The following is a 21,049-nucleotide window of genomic DNA, read 5'->3' on the forward strand; positions in this document are numbered from 1 at the left end:
AAGGTAAAAAAAAATGAATGATAAATATCGGAAAGGTATAATTTAGTAACCCGATTTTCATCATTCTTTGGTAAGTTCTAATAACTATGGGTTGGTTGTTTCTGCATCATCATAATTCACATCAGTTCTATTTTCTTCAGCAGTATTTGCAACCGAAGTACTCAAACTTGATGAGTCTATTACAGTCATAATCACTTTTGTGATTTCTTCTGAAGGTCCTTGTTTTAGAGGAACTGCAAATTCAACAATATCGGTTTCTGTAGAACCATTAGTGGTAACAGATGCTGTTACTGTCCATATTTTTTTTCCGTCTTTTTCAATAAGACCTTGATCTATGGAACTAAGAGCATAATCTTTGGGTAAAGAAACTACGGAATTAAGAGTGTAAACTCCAGTGGCTTCTGATTTCGTAAGGTTCACAAAGGGTTTGAATGATTTCATAGGTAAGTTTTACTTGTTTAATTTTTAACAACTTAAAGTGGATTAAAAGTAAGAAAATCTCTTTACATATCAAATACAATTAATACATAAAAATAAAGTAAGCTTAAAACAAAAAAGGATTCCTATTAAAAATAAGAATCCTTCTAGTATGTACTATTTGAAGTACTTAATTAATGATATCTTGAATTTCTTTTAACTCAAAAGCTTCAAAATGCAGATTGTTTACCGAATTGATGTTTTGTTCGAGTTGATTCACCGAACTTGCTCCGACCAATACCGAAGTAATTCGTTCATCTTTCAGTAGCCAGGCAATTGCCATTTGAGCCAAACTTTGTCCGCGTTTTTCTGCTATTGCATTCAGAGCTTTAACTTTAGCAATTACTTTTTCAGTAATTTGATCTTTCTGCAAAAATCCATGCGATTTAGCTGCTCTTGAACCTTCAGGAATTCCTTTCAAATATTTGTTGGTCAACATTCCTTGTGCCAAAGGAGAGAAGGCAATGCCTCCAATTCCATCTTCTTCCAAAACATCTAAAAGGCCATTTTCAGCCCAGCGATCAAACATGGAGTATCTTGGTTGATGAATTAGGCAAGGAGTTCCCAGTTCACGCAATATTCTTGAGGCTTCACGGGTTTGATCAGCACTGTAATTTGAAATTCCTGCGTATAATGCTTTACCCTGACGAACAACATGGTCAAGCGCCATCATCGTTTCCTCAATTGGCGTGTTAGGATCAGGACGGTGTGAATAGAAGATATCGACATAATCGAGCCCCATTCTTTTCAGACTTTGATCCAAACTTGAAATCAAATATTTTCGTGATCCCCAATCGCCATAAGGTCCCGGCCACATTCCATATCCGGCTTTGGTCGAAATAATCATTTCATCACGATATTGCTTTAGGTCTTTGTTAAAAATTTTCCCGAAATTTTCTTCGGCAGAACCTGGAGGTGGTCCATAGTTATTGGCCAAATCGAAATGGGTAACACCACGATCGAAGGCATGAAAAATAATTTGTTTGAATTCATTGTAGACATCTACATGTCCGAAATTGTGCCACAGTCCTAATGAAATTGCCGGCAGCAATAAACCACTTCGGCCGCATCTGCGGTAGGGCATATCATCATATCTGTTTTCAGATGCTTTATACATTCCAAGTTGAATTTTAATGAAAATGTAAGATAGGAATTAATGCACAATTTCTTTGTCCCATTTTTTGCAATGAATTAAAAAAACGGAACAATCGTTTGAAATTAGTATCATAAAAAAAAAGCCACAGGGAATTCCTGTGGCTTATATTTCTTTATACTCGCATTTAAATTTCCTTTTTAAGCGAAAAGAAAAACTCAATTCCCTTTTCTTTTCGTTTTTTAACAAAGATTCTCCCTTTGTGATAGGCAACTGCATTTTTTACGATTGATAGACCTAAACCCGTGCCACCCATTTTTCTCGAACGACCATTATCGGCCCGATAAAAACGTTCAAATATTCGTGGCAGATGTTCTTCTTTTATTCCAATTCCATTATCGGTAAATGAGAAGTAATGGTAATTCGTATCTTGAAAATAATGTTCAATGTCGATTTTACAGCCTTCTCCTGCGTATTGTATCGAGTTGTCAATCAGGTTTCTGAAAATTGAATCCAAGAGTTCAGGATTGCCTTTAATAGTAAGATCACTTGGGAATATGAGTTCTATTTCCATATTTGCTTCAGCCAATTTCAATTCAAAATCGGTTACCATATCTGTTACTATTTCATTCACATTTACGTCTTCAATGGAGAATAGCTCATTAGCTTCTTCAATTTTCGTGAGAAAGGAGATATCCTGAATTAAATTCGATAAACGATTAACCTGCAGACAAGAACGTTCGATAAATTGTGCTTTTTTGTCTTCGGGCATGGTGGGATTGTCCTTAATAGTTTCCAGAAAACCGGAGATAGCAGTTATAGGAGTTTTCAATTCGTGTGCTATATTAAGAGTCATTTCCTGTTTAATGGTTTTTTCATTTTCCAGTTTGGTGATGTCATTAACTGAGATTTCGAAATTTCCGTCGGTAAAAACAACCACCTGAAACAAGAAAACTTTATGTCCGATTGTAATGGTTTTTTTCGTGCTGATAATATCAATGTTTGGGATGTAATTCGTTTCCAACTCTTTGATGTTTCTGTCGATAAAATCAGTGATTTCAAGCAATTCAGGAAGCTCAAACAGTTCCTGATAATTGTGACTCGATATATGCGACAAATAATTGATGTAATCAATAAAATGACTGTTCCAGAGAATCAGGTTCTTTTTTTTATCAAATATGGCAACACCTTCCTGTGCAATCTGAAGGTGCATGATTAGTTTCTCCTTCTCTTGACTAAGAGCTTCGGTTGTATTGCTTAGTTTGCGGTAAATTTTTACAATTTGGTGACTAATTTCACCCAATTCTGTTTTTCCAAAATCCTCGTTCGGATCGATTTCTCTGTTATGTGCTGCATTAATTGCGAACTTACGAAGCTTTGCAATCGAATTTCCAAAATGCTCGGTGGCGTAAATTAGAAAAACTACGGTTACCCCAAATAAGCCAAGCAAAAAGTAAAAGAATAGGGAGTTTGCCTTTAAAAAGTCAAGCACACTTTCGTTGATTGGAAGAGCCGTTCGAACAAAATATTCGTAATAGTTTTTGGAATAGTAGTAATACGATTGTCCGGTAGAACCCGATAAACGGATATTACTTCCTTTTTGAGAATGCAAAGATTTTTGAACTTCGGGTCGCTTCATGTGATTATCCAGTCTTTCCAGGTTATCCACATACGAATCATACACAACTTTACCTTTTCCGGTAATAACCGATATTCTAATGTCTTTGTCGGGCATTAAGGCACGCAATGTATCAATCTCCGAAAAATTAAGACTTGCATTCAGATCTTTTTTTCGAATAAGCTCATGTACTTGTTCGGTATAAATGTTTAGAGCATATTCTAATTTTTCACGACGGTATAATCGTTCCTGATTGTATTGAAATCCGCCTATTAAAACAGAGAAGATCAGTACGATGATAAAGAAGAAAAAGAACAACTTCTTTTTGTATTTTGATCCGGATTTTGGAATGGGTTTTTGCATGTATTTATAGATTTGGGACATTAGTTTGTTCTAGTTTCAAAATAGTAACCGTAGCCAGATTTCGTTTTAATAAATTTGTGATATTCACCAATTTTCTTTCGTATTCGTCTCACATTAACATCTACTGTTCGGTCACCAATAAAGCTGTCGTTTGCCCAAACAATACTCATTATTTCTTCTCTGGAATATATTCTTCCTGTATGACTGATGAGCAATCGAAGTATTTCGTATTCGGTTTTGGTTAAACCAATGTCTTTGCCATCAATACATACTTTTTTCGATTCCGAGATCATTTTCAAATCTTCAAACTCGAAAATAGGATCTTCCTTTGAATCAGAAAAAATACGTTTGCAAATTACATTAATTCTTGCAATTATTTCCTTTACCGAGAACGGTTTGGTGACATAATCATCTGCTCCGGCATTAAAACCCATCAACCTGTCAGCTTCGGTTGTTTTGGCTGTTATAAATAGAATTGGTTTGGCTTCCAGATCGGGGTTTCTTCGAATTATTTTTGCTAAATCGAGCCCTGAAATTTCTCCCATCATAATATCTAAAAGGAAGAAATCGTAGGTTTTAAGTTCTAATTTCAAAGCTTGTTCTGCTGAGTAGGCAACATCTACATCAAATCCTTCCTGTTTAAGGTTGAATTGGAGGATTTCGCATAAATCCTCTTCATCATCAACCACTAAAATCTTTAAATCCTTCATGCTTGGAATTCTTTTCCTGAGTTTTGGTTCAAAAAGTTGAGTTTTAAGTTTTAGTAGTTCATCAACTTTACTAGTTGCTTACTGATCCTCCTCAGGCAATTCCTGATGACGTAAATCAATTCCTTGCTGGTAATAAATGGCCGCTTCGGCAATATTTGTTGCATGATCGGCAACTCTCTCAATATTGCCAAGTATGCTGTTGAAGTTTAACAGATTAAAAATCGCCGTTGAGTCACTGCCATTGGGTGAATTTTTTCGAACCATTCTTCTCAGAATCGTGGATTGCATTTCGTCAACAATCTCATCGTTTTTAATGGCCCAGATTGCATACTCCCGATCTCCGTCTATGAAGGAGATTAGTGCTTTTTTAACCATTTTCTCACTCAGCGACAACATGTTTAAAACCGAGTCTTTATGATCGTCGTGAATTGTGGGAGGATCCATTTTATGGAAAAACCGCATGATGTTATTTAGCTGATCACCGATCCGTTCTGCAGATCCAATTATTCGAAAATAGGCAACTAAAAGGCGTAACTCGCTTGCCATTGGGTGTTGCAAACCAATTATTTGGATGATCGTATCGTTTATTTTTAATTCAAACTGATCAATTTTAATTTCGTTCTTTTTAAAGGTGTTGGGAAGCCCTTTATCGATTTTATCTAAGCCATTAGTTACAACTTCTTCAAGAATTTCAAATTGTTGAAAAAGCAGTGATTGCATTTTACTGAAATCATGATCAAGCTTTTCAAATTTTTTATCTTTATTGATTGACATTTTTTGCGAATTTGCATTGTTAGTATTGAAATTAGTTAATCAATGAAAATCAACCAAATTTCCCGGTTAGGTATTCTTCTGTTCGTTTGTCCTTAGGCATGGTAAACATCTGTTTGGTTTTACCATATTCCACCAATTCACCTAAATACATAAACATTGAATAATCTGATATTCTTGCCGCTTGCGACATGTTGTGAGTAACCAAAACAATTGTAAAATCTTTTTTTAATTTCACTAAAAGATCTTCAATTTTAGCCGTAGCAATTGGGTCTAAAGCGGAGGTAGGTTCATCCAAAAGAATAATTTCGGGTGTGTAAGCAAGTGTTCTGGCAATACACAAGCGTTGCTGTTGTCCTCCCGATAAAAATGTTCCTCTGCTATGAAGAGAGTCTTTCACTTCGCTCCACAAACCAACTTCCCGTAAAGATTTTTCTACAATTTCATCCTTTTCTTTTCGTTTCAATTTTATTCCATTTAAAAGATAACCGGCAATTACATTGTCGTAAATGCTCATGGTTGGAAAAGGATTGGGGCGTTGAAAAACCATTCCAATCCTTCTTCTCAATAGAATAGGGTTCATCTCGTAAATGTCATCTTTGCCAAGATAAATAGTGCCCTTGTTGTGTGTATCAGGATTCAATTCGTGCATTCGGTTAATGGCTCTAAGCAATGTGCTTTTACCACAACCGGATGGGCCCATAATCGCAGTGATTTTATTTTTTGCAATTCCCGCAGAAACATCGTTAATGGCATATTTGTCTCCGCCGTAGGAAAGCGATAGTTTATCGATGTTAATAATAGGAGATTCTATATTTTCTATTGGGTTTTGCATCATGGTGTTGACTTTGTTTGTTTTTTTTGTAACTCTTTTTTCAGCTTCCTTTTTTTCTAATACTGTACTTTCCATCTTTTTGCGATTGCTTTAGCAGTAAGGTTTAAACATAAAATCAAAAATAACAAGAACAATGATGCACTCCAAATCATGTCTACCAGATTTGGATCGTTGTAAAATTCCCATATCAATAGAGGAATAGCACTTGATGGTTCTGTAATGTCTGTGCTGATAGCAGCACTTCCCAATGCAGTTAGCATCAAGGGGGCCGTTTCTCCTGCAATTCGTGATATACCAAGAATTACACCCGAAAGAATTCCACTAATGCCTGATGGCAACACGACTCTTAGCATGGTTTTGTGATAGGGAACGCCTAAAGAAAGTGCTGCTTCCTTTAAAGTGTCGGGGATCATCTTTAGAGTCTCCTCGGTTGAACGTACAATTGAGGGCAGCATCATTATGGAAAGGGCCACACTTCCCGCTAAGCCCGAAAAGCCTCCGGTAATAGGTTTTACGATCCAAATGTATCCAATAACTCCAAGAACAATAGACGGAACACCCTGTAACATATCTACAATAAACCGAACGACACCAGCGAAGTTTCCTTTCGAGTTTTCAGCCAAATACATGCCGCAAATAATTCCCAGCGGAATTGCGATTAATGAGGCCATGCCTACGATGATAAGTGTACCAACAATTCCGTTTGCGATACCTCCGGGAATAACCTCATTATTAGTAACAGCTACCATTGCTTCCATGGTGTCTGGGGCCACTTTATAAAAGAAGCTGATGTTAATTTGCTTGTATCCCTTTTTTATTAATTCGAAAAGAATCAGGAAAAGAGGTACGCTTGAGAGAAAAGCCAAAAATATAAGCATATAAGTGAATAGCTTATCTTTAAGTAATCGTCCTTTAAGCCTAGCGTTTGATATTTGAGTGGATGTATTCATTCTATATATCTTATTTCGGTTAAGCCGATAATTTTTTCATGATTAATTTGCCGAGGTAGTTTACAATACCTGTGATTACAAATAAGAGCAATCCTATTTCAACCAAAGAAGTATATTTTAAACCATCAGCTTCACCAAATTGGTTGGCGATTAAACTTGCCATGGTGTTTCCTAAATCGAAAATCCCAGTTGGAATTTTGTTGGAGTTACCGATTAGCATGGTTACTGCCATTGTTTCTCCAATTGCTCTTCCTAAAGCCAGAATGTATCCTGCGAAAATTCCTGAACCTGCATTAGGGATAATGACCGTTTTTACAACTTCGAAGCGGGTCGCACCTAAGGAGTAGGCCGCTTCCTTTAAGCTGCCTGGAACCATTGAAATAACTTCCGATCCAAGAGAGGATGCGTAAGGGATTATCATGATAGCTAGGATAATGGAAGAGGTGAAAATCCCAAATCCCTGAGCGTTTAGCCCTAGGTCGATAATTACGGGTCGTAAAGCATAAAATCCCCATAAACCATATACAACGGATGGGATTCCTGCCAGTAGATCGACTACAGATCGTAAAAAGGATGGTAATTTACCATTCCTGAAATATTCGCCTAAAAATAATGAGATTGAAAAGGCGAATGGAAATGTTAATAGTAATGCCAGAATTGAAGTAACCAGTGTTCCAATGATAAAGGGGAGAGCACCATATGATTCTCTTCCTTGGGTTGGATTCCAGTCAGCGGAATAAATAAAACCAAACCCAAATTCCTTAAATGAGGGGATTGCCCCAATAAATAGGGTAGTTACGATTCCTAAAGCGATTAATACTATTAAAACGCCACTACCAATTAAAAGATATCGAAATATTTTCTCGCTGTTCATAAGCTTTGAACGGTTCCTGTTAAATAGTAGCTTGCTTCCAATTAAGTCTGGAGAGCTTTTTTATTGTGAGAATAAAAAAAATTGAAAGCAAGCTTACTATTGTAATTAATCAGTTTGTTATTTTAAAGACTTACCCTTGTAGGTAACGGCACTCAAAACAGCTTTAGCTTTAGCTGCAGCAGCTTCAGGAAGCGGTGCGTAATGCACTTTAGTTGTTTCTTTTTGTGCATCCGAACCAATAACCCATTCAATCAATTTGATGGTTTGAACAGCCTGGTCTAAACTTCTGTTCTTATAGTCCTGCTCTTTGTAGATAATCAACCAAGTGAAACTTGAGATAGGATATCCATCTACCGCATCCGTGTTTGTTAAGCTAACACGTGTATCGGCTGGAATTTCACCTTTTGCCGAAGCACTTACTGACTCAACAGAAGGTTTAATAAAGTTACCCGCTAAATTTTGAAGGCTTGCTACGGGAATATCCTGAGCAAATGCATACTCCGATCCGATGTAACCAATAGCACCTTCTGTTTGGCTAATAGTTCCGGCAACTCCGGGATTTCCTTTAGCACCAAGTCCAACCGGCCAAAGCAATGATTTTCCTGTACCCACTATTTCTTTCCAATCGGCACTTACTTTACTCATGTAATCACTAAAAATGAAGGTTGTACCACTTCCGTCTGAACGGTGAACAACAGTAATTGCCAAATCGGGTAATTCAATATCTGGATTTACAGCAGTAATTTTAGCATCGTTCCATTTCGTGATTTTACCCATGAAAACACCTTCCATTAATTCTGGCGTGAATTTTAATTCTGGTTTGCCAGGAAGGTTGTAAGCAGCAACAACAGCACCTAAACAAGTAGGAATGTGAAGAACTTCACCAGGCATTTCTGCTAATTTTTTATCGTCTAAAAATGCATCACTTGCACCAAAATCAACAATTTCATCTTTCAAGCTGCGAATACCGCCACCCGATCCAATTCCACCATAAGTAACCACAAGACCTTTTTCTGAAGAGTAATTCTTGAAAATTTTGTTGTAAAATGGTTGTGGAAAAGTTGCACCGGCACCAGTGATGGTCTCAGCTTTCTCTTTTCCTGAGCCTCCGCAACTAGTCATAAGAGTGACTGCGATAATTGCAGTTAGAAGCAGTTGAAATTTTTTCATCTTTTTAAGATTTTAGTTTAGAACTATTGTTCTGGTATTTATTAAAATATTTATATTTCACTTTTAACAGCAGAAGAGAAGCATGCTCCTCATCTGTTGGTACTGCAATGTTATGAAGCTAATATTACAGGAATGTTACAGGAATGTTAAATAAACGTTACATCTTTTAAGTTACTGAATAAAAGGGTGTAAGTGTCGTGTTTTTTTGGAAAAATAAAAAGATGTATCCTTTTACATGTGAATATTGTTCAGAAAAGAGATTAAATTATTTTTCACATTGCCTTTAAAGCCCGGTATTTCTAATTCTTAATTCTTAATTTTGAATTTAAAATAATTAGATATGAAACGTCCATGCCAAAGTGATTTTGACATACAGGAAGATGATTCTTGCAGCATGGTAAGTTCTCCCGATAAATTTGGGACAGGCTATATGGCAACTAAAAAACAAATTTTAAACCTATGAAAGTTTATATTCAGAAAGCTGCAGAATTAATAAGGAATTCGAAAGCCATGATTGCATTTACAGGAGCTGGAGTTTCAGTTGAAAGTGGAATACCTCCCTTTCGGGGAACTAATGGATTATGGAGTCGATACGATCCGCAATGTCTGGATCTGGATTTTTTTCATTCTCACCCCAAAGAATCATGGACGGCCATTAAAACGATATTTTATGATTTTTTTGGAAACGCAAAATTCAACGAGGCTCATCGAGTATTGGCTGATTTTGAGGCAAAAGGAATTCTAAAGACCTTGGTGACTCAGAACATAGACAATCTGCATCAGATGGCCGGATCTAAGAATGTTCTGGAATTTCATGGTAATTCGCAGAAACTGATTTGTCCGCAATGTAAAAAGATGTATGTGCCCGAAGAGATTAATTTGGACGTGTTGCCACCCTTGTGTGTAAATGATGGTTTCATTTTAAAACCTGATTTTGTGTTTTTCGGGGAAGGAATTCCTGAAGAAGCTTACCGCAGATCAATTTTAGCCGCAAGAAAGGCCGATGTGGTGCTAATAATAGGAACCACAGGAGAGGTAATGCCTGCATCCATGATTCCTAGCGAGGCAAAGCGGGCAGGAGCAACAATTATCGAAATAAATACCGAGCCATCCAATTATACCAATCGTATTACAGATATTTTTCTAGAGGGGAAGGCGAGTGAAATATTGCTGGAATTGGAGGGGTTGATTTATCCAGAAAAATAAATTAATTCATATAATTGAGCAATTAGAGAAGAGGTATTAGGTGAGAGCTTAGTGCCTTATTTTTTTGTGGTATATAACTTTTGATAATTTTATCAAATTACTTGTGCTACATCAGTTGGGATTTTTTTAAAAATCTTTATTGTAGTCTTAAATTAGTAAGAGGGTGTCCGAAAAGTTCAATCTTATTGTCATTCTGAGCTTGTCGAAGAATCTTTCACTTTGGATCACAGATGTTTCGACTTCGCTCAACATGACGTTTTCTAGTGAAATTTTACTTCTCGGACATTTTCTTTTGTTGCTACATCTTTTTATATAACAGTTAAAGGGCAATGTTAAATAATTGGTACTTTAGTAGATCAAAATAATACATTGAGAATGAAAGGAAACATATACATTAAAGCTCTGGAGATTGGGTTTGAGAATCAAACTACAGGTATATCATTTAGTAAAGTTGTGGAGGAGTTAGGTATAGAGAAAGACCTTGAAAGTCCTGTGTTTGCCTGTAATTTTACAATTTGGTTTTACACTAATTTTTATAATCCAGATGCAGAAGCAAGTGTAAAATATAACAGCACAGGCCCGCCCTATATTACTCCTGTTACACTTGATGAATTAAAGGAATTTAAAACCGAAAAGTCATTTATAAAAGGTGAAGCCACACAGAAGTATATCGACTATTTAGAATTAAAGGAGGCTAGAGAGTCTTCACAGATAGCGAAAATGTTTGCGTACGCATCGATATTTATAGCCATATGTTCAATCATTGTGTCTCCAATCGTTAGCAATTACTTATCCGAATCTCCTACGCCTGTAATTGTAACTGAGAATAGGGATAATTCAAACGATTTGATTTATCAGAAGCTCACTGAAATAGATTCCACGATTAATCAAGTAGTTAAAGACTTCAATCAAACGAAACTAAAACAACTTGTGGTCACAGCGCCAAAAAAATAGAATTGGGAACTTGTGATAAGGAATAAGGAAATATTTCTGCCAATAAAAGCCGGTGAAATATTGCTGGAATTAGAGGAGCTGATTTTTCAGAATTAAAGACTTACTATTTTGATTAATTGGCTTTTGCAGACGGGTTTCAGAACTTTATAATGTCTTGCAAATCCCGAAAGGGTGTTTCAAAAGCCTAATTTATAAAGTATAATAGAGGAAAATATTTTATATTTGTTATCGATTTTCAAATGATGATGTGATTAATCACAGTTTAAATCATTGGTAATCTTAAGTTTGAAAACTGGATCATCCGGTTATAATATTGAAAGTAAAAAATCAAAATAGAATTTCATGAAATTATTAGAAGGAAAAACAGCTATTATTACCGGTGCATCTCGTGGTATTGGTAAAGCAGTTGCAATCGAATTTGCAAAACAAGGTGCTAATGTTGCTTTTACTGATTTGTTCTACAATGAGCAGGCAATCGAAACTGAAAAAGAAATTGCTTCTTACGGCGTTAAAGCCAAAGGATATGCATCTGATGCAAGTAACTTTGCTGATACTGATAGAGTTGTAGCTGAAATTGTAGCGGAATTTGGTGCTATTGATATCTTGGTGAACAACGCGGGTATCACAAAAGATACTTTGTTAATGCGTATGACTGAAGAACAGTGGGATATGGTGATCAACGTGAACTTGAAATCGGTATTCAACTTTACCAAGGCAACTACAAAAACAATGTTGAAGCAACGTAGTGGTTCTATCATCAACATGAGTTCAGTAGTAGGGGTAAGTGGAAATGCAGGTCAATCGAACTATTCAGCTTCTAAAGCGGGTATTATTGGTTTTACTAAATCGGTAGCTAAAGAATTAGGCTCCCGTGGAATTCGTTCTAACGCGATTGCCCCAGGTTTTATCATTACTGAAATGACTGGTAAACTTCCTGAGGATGTTGTGAAAGAATGGGCAAGTAAAATTCCATTGAAAAGAGGTGGAACTCCGGAAGAAATCGCAAAAACCTGCGTTTATTTAGGTTGTGATCTTTCTTCTTACGTAACAGGACAAACCATTCACGTTTGTGGTGGTATGAACATGTAAGCAATACCAAAATATTTTTAAAGAGGGTGCCTATAACCAGGTCACCCTCTTTTTTGTTTTTTGGATTCTTAGTTTTGTCTGATCAATTTTAATTTTCAGGTAAATGTGTTGGCCGGCAGTTGCTTGTAATGCTTATAGTGGGTCGTTTACATGAAAAGTGTACAATAAAAAAATAAGGGCGCCCATTATTGGACGCCCTCTTCATATAAGTAGCTTCTAGCGATTACATTTTGATCTTATCAATTTCGATGGCTAATTGATCAACCAACTTATCCAATTGATTAATAACAGCCAACATAGCTTCTGGTTTCGACAAGTCAACACCAGCTTTTTTCAATTGTTCCATAGGGAAATCGTTACCACCCGATTGTAAAAGAGTTGTGTATCTTTTCAAAGCATCCTGTTTCTCTGTTTTGCTTCCTTCGGTTACATCCTTATATAATTTGGCCGACGATGCAAAACAAGTTGCATATTGGTACACGTAGTAAGGAGAGTTGTAGAAATGAGGGATTCTTGTCCAAGGATAGTTCGAATATTGTGTTTTTTCAGAAACATCTCCATAATACTGGTCAGCAATTTCGCCCCAGGTATTTGTAAGAATTTCAGCGTTTACAGGCTGTCCTTGCTCCACCATAGTGTGAACCTGATATTCGTAATCAGCAAACATTGTTTGAGCAAAAAAGGTTCCAATAATTCCCTCAATAGACTGAGTTAGTAAAGCAATACGCTCTTTCGGATCTTTGGTTGTTTTCATCATATAATCCAACAACAAACGCTCATTAAAGGTAGAAGCAACCTCGGCCACAAAAATAGTGTAATTAGAAGTTGTAAAGGGCTGAGTCTCGTTCGATAGAGTTGTGTGCATGGTATGACCTAACTCATGAGCCAAAGTAAATACATATTCCAGTGTTTCATCGTAATTTAATAGCATGTATGGATGCACACCGTAAACGCCTGCTGAAAATGCTCCGGAACGTTTTCCTGGGTTTTCATAAACATCCAACCAACCACTAGCGGTTGCTGTTTTTAATTTCGACTGATAATCCTTACCCAAAGGCAAAACCGATTCAGTGACTATTTTAACTGCTTCATCATATGGAAATTTCTTATCAAAATCAACCAAACTGATTGATCCGTCAAATCCATAGTATTTTTCCAAGCCCAATACTTTTTTACGAAGCTTGTAATATTTCTGAACTGGCGCAGTATTTTCTTTTACAGTCTTAATCAAGTTCAAATACACATCTTTCGGTATGTTGTTTCCTTCCAAAGATGCATCTAAACATGTTTCATAATTTTTGGCACGAGCATTTGCCCATTCAGCCTGGATAATGCCGTTGTAAATTGCGGCATAAGTATTTTTATTCTTGTAGTACACATCGTAAATTGCTTCATAAGCCTTTCTACGGTCTTCTTGAGTTAGTGTACTTGAGCTGGTAATTTGAGAGTACACACCTGGTGTTACCGTAACTTTCGAACTATCCGATAATTCAATTTCCTGAAATTCGATATCCGTGGTTGATAAAGCCGAAAATACAGATCCCGCAGTTCCGGATACCTGAGAGTAGTAAGAAACCATTTTACCCAATTCTTCGCTTAAAACATGCTTTTGTAAACGATACATGTCCATTAATTCGAATTCGTAAATTTTTAAGTCTTTGTTTTCAGCAAGCCACTGTTTCATTGTAGCTTCTGGAATTGCAATCATTTCCGGCGAAATCCAAGCTGTGGTTGGCCCAAAGCTTGCAAACAAAAGTCCAACTCTCTGTAGTTTTGCCTGTAATTCCATATTGCGGGTATCAACCGTGCTTTGGAAAGAAACAAATTGATATACTTTGTAAGCTTTTTTCATTAAGCTCTCTTGTGCAGTCATCAACTTTAGTAGGTTATCAGAACTTTCACCAAGAGTTCCTTTGCAGGATATGATTTTCTCCATGTCACCCGAAATTGCTTTGAAATCAACTTCCCAGTCGTCCCAGCTTTCATAAATATCACTAAAATTCCATTTGTATTTTTCTGGTATTTCTTCGCGAGTCTTGTAATTTACCTGCGCATTTGCCTGCAAACAGATTGTTGTCGCAAAAGCAACAGCAAGTAGTCCTTTTCCCATTTGTTTTAAATTCATTTTCATTCGATGTGATTAATGTTCGTTAAAATAGATATTATATGTTAAAGGCTTAAATATAAAATTTCGATAGCAAACCATTGTAGTTTTTTCGATGTATGCGCTATAGGTCGGGATGAAACACATAAAATTAGCGGGAGTTTAAAGTCAACACATTAATTTCTTTAGCAAAGTTGAAATAAGTAGCCCTATTGATAGGGATAAGCCTATTTCTAAATAAGCTATGTTCCTTGACTTTAGTGTCTTAATGTGCTAACTTCTTGTCTATTCACTAAAAGGAGGATAGAAGATGAGCGAGACACTTTATGAGAGATTAGGAGGAACAGAGGGAATAACAAAAATTGCCGGCAACGTGGTCGATTTGCATTTGGTAAATCCAGCGATAGCAACCCGGTTCGAGAATGCGAAGATGGATGTGGCCGCTTTGAAAAATGGTGCTGCCACTTTTTTTATTGCGGGTACCGGCGGACCTGTTGTGTACAAAGGATTGGATATGCTTGCCACACATAAAGGCTTAAATATTAGCGATACGGAGTTCTTGGCTGTACTATCCGATATGATGAAAGCCTTGGATATGAATAATATTGGTCAGCGGGAGAAAGAGGAGGTTATATTCGTACTGTACAGCATGAGAGAAGAAATAGTTGCTGTGTAAATTAATTTTTAATGATTGAAAATAGCGACTTATCTAAGTCGCTTAAATTTTTGATTCATAGGGGAATTGTAATCCCTTACTTCATGTATATTTCATTTTTACCCCTTACTGATTTTGTCTCAATAAAAAAGGGTTTTGCTTCATTATCAAATGCTTTCGCTGATCGTAAAGATAAATTTAACAGTTCCTAAATCTGTTATTTTTGAAAAATTTTGCGTCTAACTTCAGTCAATTGAAGTCCTTTTTTTTGGGTGTAATTTGTGTTTTTTAGGACTCCCAATAATTTACCCTTGCTATCGCACGATGCTATTGTCTGGTTTTGACTTATTATATGGTCGCGATACAATCGCGCATCAGGAAGGGCATTTTTCTTGTATCAGTTTCTAATGCGATCAATTAAAGCCTGCATCTCCTTTATTGCTTTTACTTTAGGACGCATCATATTTGTATTTGGACTTGTATTCGGAATAACCTGTTTTACTTGCACTTGTACTTTTACTTGCTGTTGTGCTTTGAATTGTGCTTTGATTCTGGCTTGGTTTTCCCTTTCTTCTCTTTTCTGTACAATTAATGCTAACTTTTTTAAGCCTTTTACCCTTTTTTCTTCTTTTAATTCTTCAATCTGCTCATTTTTTAAATTGTAATAATCTTGAATGATATCTTCTGCATCCTCTTGTCGAAGTTGAAAATTTTCTTGTTTATTAACAAGAAATGAGAAAAACTCAGTAAGGGTTTTGTGTTCTTTACTCATGAAGTTTTGTTTAAATGGAGGTAATATTAATAGATAAATTCTTTAGGAATGATTCTATTGAAGTTTACAATATTAATATTGTTTCGTTTGATTACCCGAATGTGGCAATTTTTTTTGTAATAAAAAATAATGTTGCCATACCATTAGCTGAATTTAAGGTAATTAATATTCATTGTAGTCAATACTCTTGATACCCGCACAACTTTATTCTGTCCTTATTACTTATTAAATGTTATGCAATACAATCGCTCAGCAGATGGGATAAAATACTTTTCCCGATGCTTTGGGATCAACGCTCAAGATAATTTAACTTTTTGTTTCCAACGGTATTTTCACTGTGAATTCAAACAGTTGTTATCTCAATTATTTCTGAAATATTTTGCGTGTCACTTCAGACAATTGAAGTCCTTTTTCTTTGGTGTAATTTGTGTTTTTAGGGCTTCCAATAATTTGCGACGAATAAACGCCTGAATGTCCTGAAAATAGATAGGAGGTACTGCAGGCAATTGCAAGAAAAACGCCGGCTTCGGCACCAAATAATTCAAGTCCCATTACAGTGCAGGCCAAGGGTGTGTTTGTAGCTCCTGCGAAAACAGCAACAAAGCCCATTCCGGTCAGTAAGCTCATAGGCAGTGGAATGAACCAAATTAAAACATTGCCTAGTGCGGCACCTATGTAGAACAAAGGGGTTACTTCGCCACCTTTAAAACCGGCACCCAATGTAAAAGAGGTGAATAGTACTTTAAGTAAAAAGTCGTATGAATTTAGGTTGATCGTAAAGGAATCGGCAATGGTCGGAAGACCCAATCCAATATATTTTGTTGTTCCAAGTGCATAAATTGCAATCGCCAAAACGATACCACCAATTACCGGACGAAAGGGAGGATACTTTATGTACTTCGCAAATAAATGACTCCAAAAATGAGTTGATTTTGAGAAAAGCATTGCAACCAGTCCAAAAATAATGCCTGCGAGAAGGGACCAAAGTAAATTTTCGGGGCTCATTTCAACAACAGAGCTGATGGAATAATGAGAATGAGAAACGCCCCAAATCCGACAAAAGTAATCGGCTAAAATGGCGGCCATAAAACTGGGTATGATGGCATCCAGTCTGATTCTTCCTAGAACCAAAACTTCGAGTGCAAAAATCCCACCTGCCAATGGTGTTCCAAAAACCGATGCAAATCCAGCACTAATACCAGCAATCAATACAATTTTACGATCTATTTTCGAGAAGTTAAATACTTTCGTAAAACGATCGGCGATAGCCCCGCCCACTTGGACTGCTGTTCCTTCTCGACCAGCCGAACCGCCAAACAAATGAGTTAAAATAGTTCCAAAAAGAACCAAGGGTACCATTCTAAATGGAATAATTTTTTTGGGAGAATGAAATTCTTCAAGTAGTAAATTATTGCCTTTAACAACACTGTTTCCGTATAAATGATACGACAAGCCAATAATAAAACCACCTACAGGAAGCAGGGCTATGATCCAAAGGTGACTTTCTCTCCAATCTGTTACCCATTCAAGACTTAAAAGGAAAAATGCAGAAATACTACCAGCTATAGCGCCCAGAAATGTGCAGATTAACAGCCACTTGATCAGGTAATACAAGGAAGGGATTTGCTCAATTGAGCCAATGAATTTTATGAATTTATTGTTTCTCATTTTCAATAGGTATGAATGATTCTATAATGGGAGTAAGCATTATTTAGAAGAATCATTAATTGTAAGGACACGGTTTTTGGCAGATCTATTTTTTTAATAAGGCAACAAAAATAATACAATAATTAGATTGTAAAGTGCTTTTAGACATATTAAAGCAGGATAAATTTTTAAAGTTATTTTGATTGGAGCATCATGCTTGTCGCTAAGCATAAATTATTGATAATGAAACTGAAATTGTCATCTTGTTTGTTTTTTCTGATTCTTTTTGGCTCTGCCTTCAGAAACTGAGGCGAGATTGACAAGCTGGGGGGTGTTAAAATAGCTTCGTGAGAATATGCATAATAGAAAAAATGAATGTAATTTTGCGGGCCAACAACCAAACACGATTTCTATAAATCCATTTATAATTGAAAGTAATTTTATGGTAAAGAAGATTTTACTATTGGGCTCAGGTGAGCTGGGAAAAGAATTTGTTATTGCAGCTCAACGATTGGGACAAAATGTTGTGGCAGTCGATAGTCACGAAGGAGCTCCGGCGATGCAGGTTGCCGATTTGTTTGAGGTGATTGATATGCTGAATGGGGATGCTCTTGATAAAGTGGTAGCCAAGCACAAACCCGATTTAATTGTACCGGAAATTGAAGCGATACGTACCGAACGATTTTACGATTACGAGAAACAGGGCATTCAGGTGGTACCAAGTGCGAAAGCAGCTAACTTCACTATGGATCGAAGAGCGATTCGCGATTTGGCAGCAAAAGATTTGGGAATCAGAACTGCAAAATATTTGTATGCCGGTTCATTAGAGGAGATGTATACTGTGGTGGAAGAGGTTGGAATGCCTTGCGTGGTGAAACCATTAATGTCATCATCAGGTAAAGGCCAATCGATAATTAAGTGTGAGGCTGATATTGAAAAGGCATGGAATATAGCCGGTTCTAAAGGTCGTGGTGATTCTGGTGATGTGATTGTAGAAGCATTCGTAAAATTCACTTCTGAGATTACCTTACTAACGGTGAGTCAGAAGAACGGGCCAACTTTATTTTGCCCTCCAATAGGTCATATTCAAGAACGTGGCGATTATCAGCAAAGCTGGCAGCCAGCAGTAATTTCTGATGCAGATGTAAAAGCGGCACAGGATATGGCCAGGAAAGTAACCCAGGAATTGGGTGGTGCCGGTCTTTGGGGTGTTGAGTTCTTTATTTGCGAAGATGGAGTTGTCTTTTCGGAATTATCACCTCGTCCGCACGATACTGGAATGGTTACTCTTGCAGGCACTCAAAATTTTAGTGAATTTGAATTGCATTGTCGGGCCGTATTAGGTTTGCCTATTCCTGAAATCACCTTGGAAAGAGTAGGAGCAAGTGCTGTTATTCTTGCACATAAAGAAGGGACTAATCCATATTTCGAAGGTTTGGAGAAAGCGGCAATCTATCCAAAATCAGATTTACGTTTGTTTGGGAAACCAACCAGTCGTGAATACCGAAGAATGGGCATAACACTAGCCTACAATTCTATCGGTACCGATGTTTTTATTTGCGTAGATCAGGCCAAAGAAATGGCTGCACTCGTTACAGTGAAGAATAAATAGGATAAAAGAGTCTTGAATAGTCTCGAAAAGTCTAGAAGAGTCAAATAGTCCAACAGTCGAAAGTCTATAAAATAAAAGAGGATGTTCATTAATTTGAGCATCCTCTTCTTTATTCTGATTTGGATAAATGCTTCGGTGCTCTGCACCTAAGTAATAAATGTTTGTTTTTTTTTAGAAAACAGATTTGATTCGGGGATTGCTGATCGGGCGTTATTCGGGGCACGAATTAACCATGGAAAGCCATACAGCATCCGAGAAGCTTGATTCTTTTGCTTACTTTTCTCATTTAAGGAGAAAAGTAAGAGCCCGTCTGGCTTGAAGACAAATAAAAAATATGTAGAGGATGTTCATTAATTTGAGCATCCTCTTCTTTATTCTGATTCGGATAATTGCTTCGGTGCTCTGCACCTTTATTCGTTTGTCTTATAAATTTTCTACAAATACTGCGGTGCTCTGCACCTAAAAAATAAATGAGTATTATTTTGCAGAATAATGATGAGTAGGGGATTTGACATGGAGTCCGGAGACCGGGACCCTTTTAGAAGAAATTCGTTAAAAACAAAAATCTGTTTGAGCGAAGTGAGTTTTTTTTGTTTAGAATTTATTCTATTAAAGGGTGGTTGAGGACGTTGTCAATGATTTTTTGTCTACTTTTTCATCCAAGGAAAAAGTAGAAGCCCGTCTGGCTTGAAGACAGATAAGAAATACAAAGAGGATGTTCATTAATTTGAGCATTCTCTTTTTTATTCTGATTTGGATAATTGCTTCGGTGCTCTGCACCTGAAAATTTAATCTAATCATTCGTCATCCTTAACAAAGTGAAGGATCTTGTCAGTAACAGATCCCTCGATACCTCGGGATGACATAACACTTGCAACTGCTAGCTATTTTTTATCGTAAGCATACCAATAGGCAGTTCCAACAAACAAAGCACCTCCAACGATATTGCCAAGTGTTGCAGGAATCAAGTTTTTCACCATAAAATCCATCCAGGTGATGTCTGAACTATAAAAAATAGCTGCAGTTTCAGAAAAGTTTTGCAAACTGGATTTAAGAAATGACTGAACCAGTCACAATAGAAGACATAAGTTCCGATTAAAAAGCGTGATTATTTAACAAGAAGGCAAAATTATTATAATAAATCCAACCAAAATTAATTTCATCTCGTACTAGTTCATAATTGAAAATTAACTGTTAATTATAAAATAATTTTGTATTATGAAGAACTGTGTTTTTATTTCCTTTTGTATACTCATTTCGTTTTGTACTTCTTCTTGTTCCAGTGAGGATGGTTTATCTAAAACCGATTATTATAATCTTTCAAATTTACCTCTCGATACAGGAGGAATTCATTCGGGTCACATATTGGCAGAAGCGAATACACCCTATGGTTACTATGCTTATCAGCCCGCAGGATACGATGATGATAACGATTCAATGTATCCATTACTGATTTTCTTGCATGGTTCCGGAGAAACTGGCAATAGTTTCAAACATCCGGAATATTTGGAGCGAATTCTTGTAAATGGTCCTCCTGAAATGATAGAAAATGGAAATTGGGCCCCAAAATATCCTATGCTGGTTATTTCTCCTCAATGTCATGATGATGGTTGGCAGACTGATAAAATAAAACGTTTTGTAGAGTTCATAATTGAGAAATACAAAGTTAATGAACGCAGAATATACATTACAGGCTTAAGTATGGGTGGATTTGGATGTTTTAGTTATGTTGGAACATTTGGCGATGAATCTCATGTGGCCGCAGTAGTTCCAATTTGTGGCGGTGGAAATACAGGACAGGCAGAAAATTTCAAAAACATTCCTGTTTGGGCATTTCACGGCGAGAGTGATGCAACTGTTGCACCTTCCAAATCAAAAAGCATGATTGAAGCAATAAATAGCATCCATCCAACCGAAAAAGCCAAAATTACACTTTATCCTGATGTTGCGCATGACTCTTGGACCTACACCTACGAAGGAACAGGAATGGGAAAAGAGAATGCTGAATATGACGCATTTAATTCCAATATTTATGATTGGATGTTATCGCATGAGAAAAAAGTTACAATAAATGATTAGATAACTATTTGAGCAAAAAGAAAGCCATTATTCTGTTACTAGAATAATGGCCTTTTTGTTTTAAATCCAA

At 36.6% G+C, this 21,049-nt stretch carries 20 protein-coding genes; 7 read left to right on the forward strand and 13 right to left on the reverse strand.

Annotated elements, in window-relative coordinates; translation table 11 throughout:
- Positions 1-84 precede the first annotated feature (84 nt).
- The 9 genes from ALGA_RS19160 to pstS form a co-directional block, all read right to left on the reverse strand.
- Entirely contained in the window at positions 85-441 is a 357-nt protein-coding gene (locus ALGA_RS19160) for a hypothetical protein (protein ID WP_096431991.1), read from the reverse strand.
- 166 nt (positions 442-607) lie between these two features.
- Positions 608-1,594, reverse strand: a complete 987-nt coding sequence (gene mgrA / locus ALGA_RS19165) for an L-glyceraldehyde 3-phosphate reductase (protein WP_096431993.1) — start codon at positions 1,592-1,594, stop codon at positions 608-610.
- A gap of 163 nt (positions 1,595-1,757) precedes the next feature.
- Positions 1,758-3,551 (reverse strand): sensor histidine kinase, encoded by a 1,794-nt coding sequence (locus ALGA_RS19170; RefSeq protein ID WP_162845492.1) that lies wholly within the window; start codon positions 3,549-3,551, stop codon positions 1,758-1,760.
- A 20-nt stretch (positions 3,552-3,571) separates the two neighbouring features.
- Entirely contained in the window at positions 3,572-4,261 is a 690-nt protein-coding gene (locus tag ALGA_RS19175) for a response regulator transcription factor (RefSeq protein ID WP_096431997.1), read from the reverse strand.
- A gap of 78 nt (positions 4,262-4,339) precedes the next feature.
- Positions 4,340-5,035 carry a phosphate signaling complex protein PhoU gene (gene phoU, locus ALGA_RS19180; protein ID WP_096431999.1) on the reverse strand — a complete coding sequence of 232 codons (696 nt, stop codon included), beginning with the start codon at positions 5,033-5,035 and terminating at the stop codon, positions 4,340-4,342.
- Positions 5,036-5,084: 49 nt separating this feature from the next.
- Entirely contained in the window at positions 5,085-5,942 is an 858-nt protein-coding gene (gene pstB, locus ALGA_RS19185) for a phosphate ABC transporter ATP-binding protein PstB (protein WP_231705999.1), read from the reverse strand.
- On the reverse strand, positions 5,924-6,817 hold the full coding sequence (gene pstA / locus ALGA_RS19190; RefSeq protein ID WP_096432001.1) for a phosphate ABC transporter permease PstA: 894 nt from the start codon (positions 6,815-6,817) through the stop codon (positions 5,924-5,926). The genes pstB and pstA overlap by 19 nt, the downstream gene beginning before the upstream one ends.
- Positions 6,818-6,836: 19 nt before the next feature.
- Positions 6,837-7,691: a phosphate ABC transporter permease subunit PstC gene (pstC, locus tag ALGA_RS19195; protein ID WP_096432003.1), complete on the reverse strand. Its 855-nt coding sequence runs from the start codon at positions 7,689-7,691 to the stop codon at positions 6,837-6,839.
- Positions 7,692-7,808: 117 nt separating this feature from the next.
- Positions 7,809-8,861, reverse strand: coding sequence for a phosphate ABC transporter substrate-binding protein PstS (gene pstS, locus ALGA_RS19200; protein WP_096432005.1), 1,053 nt, complete (start codon positions 8,859-8,861; stop codon positions 7,809-7,811).
- A 340-nt stretch (positions 8,862-9,201) separates the two neighbouring features.
- Between pstS and ALGA_RS23490 the strand changes: the two genes are divergently transcribed.
- From ALGA_RS23490 to fabG, 4 genes are all read left to right on the forward strand, one after another.
- The gene (locus tag ALGA_RS23490) at positions 9,202-9,324 is read left to right on the forward strand and encodes a hypothetical protein (RefSeq protein ID WP_262496434.1); all 123 of its coding nucleotides are present in this window, start codon (positions 9,202-9,204) and stop codon (positions 9,322-9,324) included.
- Positions 9,321-10,067: an SIR2 family NAD-dependent protein deacylase gene (locus ALGA_RS19205; protein WP_096432007.1), complete on the forward strand. Its 747-nt coding sequence runs from the start codon at positions 9,321-9,323 to the stop codon at positions 10,065-10,067. The genes ALGA_RS23490 and ALGA_RS19205 overlap by 4 nt, the downstream gene beginning before the upstream one ends.
- A gap of 375 nt (positions 10,068-10,442) precedes the next feature.
- Entirely contained in the window at positions 10,443-11,021 is a 579-nt protein-coding gene (locus ALGA_RS19210) for a hypothetical protein (protein WP_096432009.1), read from the forward strand.
- A 342-nt stretch (positions 11,022-11,363) separates the two neighbouring features.
- Positions 11,364-12,110, forward strand: coding sequence for a 3-oxoacyl-[acyl-carrier-protein] reductase (gene fabG / locus ALGA_RS19215; protein WP_096432011.1), 747 nt, complete (start codon positions 11,364-11,366; stop codon positions 12,108-12,110).
- A gap of 223 nt (positions 12,111-12,333) precedes the next feature.
- Here the strand turns inward: fabG and pepF are convergent, their stop codons facing one another.
- Positions 12,334-14,241 (reverse strand): oligoendopeptidase F, encoded by a 1,908-nt coding sequence (gene pepF / locus ALGA_RS19220; RefSeq protein WP_197705620.1) that lies wholly within the window; start codon positions 14,239-14,241, stop codon positions 12,334-12,336.
- A gap of 283 nt (positions 14,242-14,524) precedes the next feature.
- Between pepF and ALGA_RS19225 the strand changes: the two genes are divergently transcribed.
- Positions 14,525-14,890 (forward strand): group I truncated hemoglobin, encoded by a 366-nt coding sequence (locus tag ALGA_RS19225; RefSeq protein ID WP_096432013.1) that lies wholly within the window; start codon positions 14,525-14,527, stop codon positions 14,888-14,890.
- Between the two features lie 376 nt (positions 14,891-15,266).
- On the opposite strand, the gene ALGA_RS19235 is transcribed toward ALGA_RS19225, so the two are convergent.
- The gene (locus tag ALGA_RS19235; protein WP_096432017.1) at positions 15,267-15,641 is read right to left on the reverse strand and encodes a hypothetical protein; all 375 of its coding nucleotides are present in this window, start codon (positions 15,639-15,641) and stop codon (positions 15,267-15,269) included.
- Positions 15,642-16,004: 363 nt separating this feature from the next.
- Positions 16,005-17,309, reverse strand: a complete 1,305-nt coding sequence (locus ALGA_RS19240; RefSeq protein WP_096432019.1) for a voltage-gated chloride channel family protein — start codon at positions 17,307-17,309, stop codon at positions 16,005-16,007.
- 421 nt (positions 17,310-17,730) lie between these two features.
- Between ALGA_RS19240 and purT the strand changes: the two genes are divergently transcribed.
- Entirely contained in the window at positions 17,731-18,900 is a 1,170-nt protein-coding gene (purT, locus tag ALGA_RS19245) for a formate-dependent phosphoribosylglycinamide formyltransferase (RefSeq protein WP_096433768.1), read from the forward strand.
- An 884-nt stretch (positions 18,901-19,784) separates the two neighbouring features.
- On the opposite strand, the gene ALGA_RS19250 is transcribed toward purT, so the two are convergent.
- Positions 19,785-19,943 (reverse strand): formate/nitrite transporter family protein, encoded by a 159-nt coding sequence (locus tag ALGA_RS19250; protein WP_197705621.1) that lies wholly within the window; start codon positions 19,941-19,943, stop codon positions 19,785-19,787.
- A 175-nt stretch (positions 19,944-20,118) separates the two neighbouring features.
- Between ALGA_RS19250 and ALGA_RS19255 the strand changes: the two genes are divergently transcribed.
- The gene (locus tag ALGA_RS19255; RefSeq protein ID WP_096432021.1) at positions 20,119-20,979 is read left to right on the forward strand and encodes a carboxylesterase family protein; all 861 of its coding nucleotides are present in this window, start codon (positions 20,119-20,121) and stop codon (positions 20,977-20,979) included.
- The last annotated feature ends 70 nt before the right edge of the window (positions 20,980-21,049 follow it).

The sequence above is a fragment of the Labilibaculum antarcticum genome, assembly GCF_002356295.1.
Classification (GTDB): domain Bacteria; phylum Bacteroidota; class Bacteroidia; order Bacteroidales; family Marinifilaceae; genus Labilibaculum; species Labilibaculum antarcticum.

Coding starts and splice junctions, on each gene's coding strand:
- ALGA_RS19240 (WP_096432019.1), bottom strand. CDS start 17,309: ATGAGAAACAATAAATTCATAAAATTCATTGGCTCAATTGAGCAAATC.
- pepF (WP_197705620.1), bottom strand. CDS start 14,241: ATGAAAATGAATTTAAAACAAATGGGAAAAGGACTACTTGCTGTTGCT.
- pstC (WP_096432003.1), bottom strand. CDS start 7,691: ATGAACAGCGAGAAAATATTTCGATATCTTTTAATTGGTAGTGGCGTT.
- pstS (WP_096432005.1), bottom strand. CDS start 8,861: ATGAAAAAATTTCAACTGCTTCTAACTGCAATTATCGCAGTCACTCTT.
- ALGA_RS19205 (WP_096432007.1), top strand. CDS start 9,321: ATGAAAGTTTATATTCAGAAAGCTGCAGAATTAATAAGGAATTCGAAA.
- ALGA_RS19175 (WP_096431997.1), bottom strand. CDS start 4,261: ATGAAGGATTTAAAGATTTTAGTGGTTGATGATGAAGAGGATTTATGC.
- ALGA_RS19160 (WP_096431991.1), bottom strand. CDS start 441: ATGAAATCATTCAAACCCTTTGTGAACCTTACGAAATCAGAAGCCACT.
- mgrA (WP_096431993.1), bottom strand. CDS start 1,594: ATGTATAAAGCATCTGAAAACAGATATGATGATATGCCCTACCGCAGA.
- ALGA_RS19170 (WP_162845492.1), bottom strand. CDS start 3,551: ATGCAAAAACCCATTCCAAAATCCGGATCAAAATACAAAAAGAAGTTG.
- ALGA_RS19225 (WP_096432013.1), top strand. CDS start 14,525: ATGAGCGAGACACTTTATGAGAGATTAGGAGGAACAGAGGGAATAACA.
- ALGA_RS23490 (WP_262496434.1), top strand. CDS start 9,202: ATGAAACGTCCATGCCAAAGTGATTTTGACATACAGGAAGATGATTCT.
- pstA (WP_096432001.1), bottom strand. CDS start 6,817: ATGAATACATCCACTCAAATATCAAACGCTAGGCTTAAAGGACGATTA.
- pstB (WP_231705999.1), bottom strand. CDS start 5,942: ATGGAAAGTACAGTATTAGAAAAAAAGGAAGCTGAAAAAAGAGTTACA.
- fabG (WP_096432011.1), top strand. CDS start 11,364: ATGAAATTATTAGAAGGAAAAACAGCTATTATTACCGGTGCATCTCGT.
- phoU (WP_096431999.1), bottom strand. CDS start 5,035: ATGTCAATCAATAAAGATAAAAAATTTGAAAAGCTTGATCATGATTTC.
- ALGA_RS19255 (WP_096432021.1), top strand. CDS start 20,119: ATGAAGAACTGTGTTTTTATTTCCTTTTGTATACTCATTTCGTTTTGT.
- ALGA_RS19210 (WP_096432009.1), top strand. CDS start 10,443: ATGAAAGGAAACATATACATTAAAGCTCTGGAGATTGGGTTTGAGAAT.
- ALGA_RS19235 (WP_096432017.1), bottom strand. CDS start 15,641: ATGAGTAAAGAACACAAAACCCTTACTGAGTTTTTCTCATTTCTTGTT.
- purT (WP_096433768.1), top strand. CDS start 17,731: ATGGTAAAGAAGATTTTACTATTGGGCTCAGGTGAGCTGGGAAAAGAA.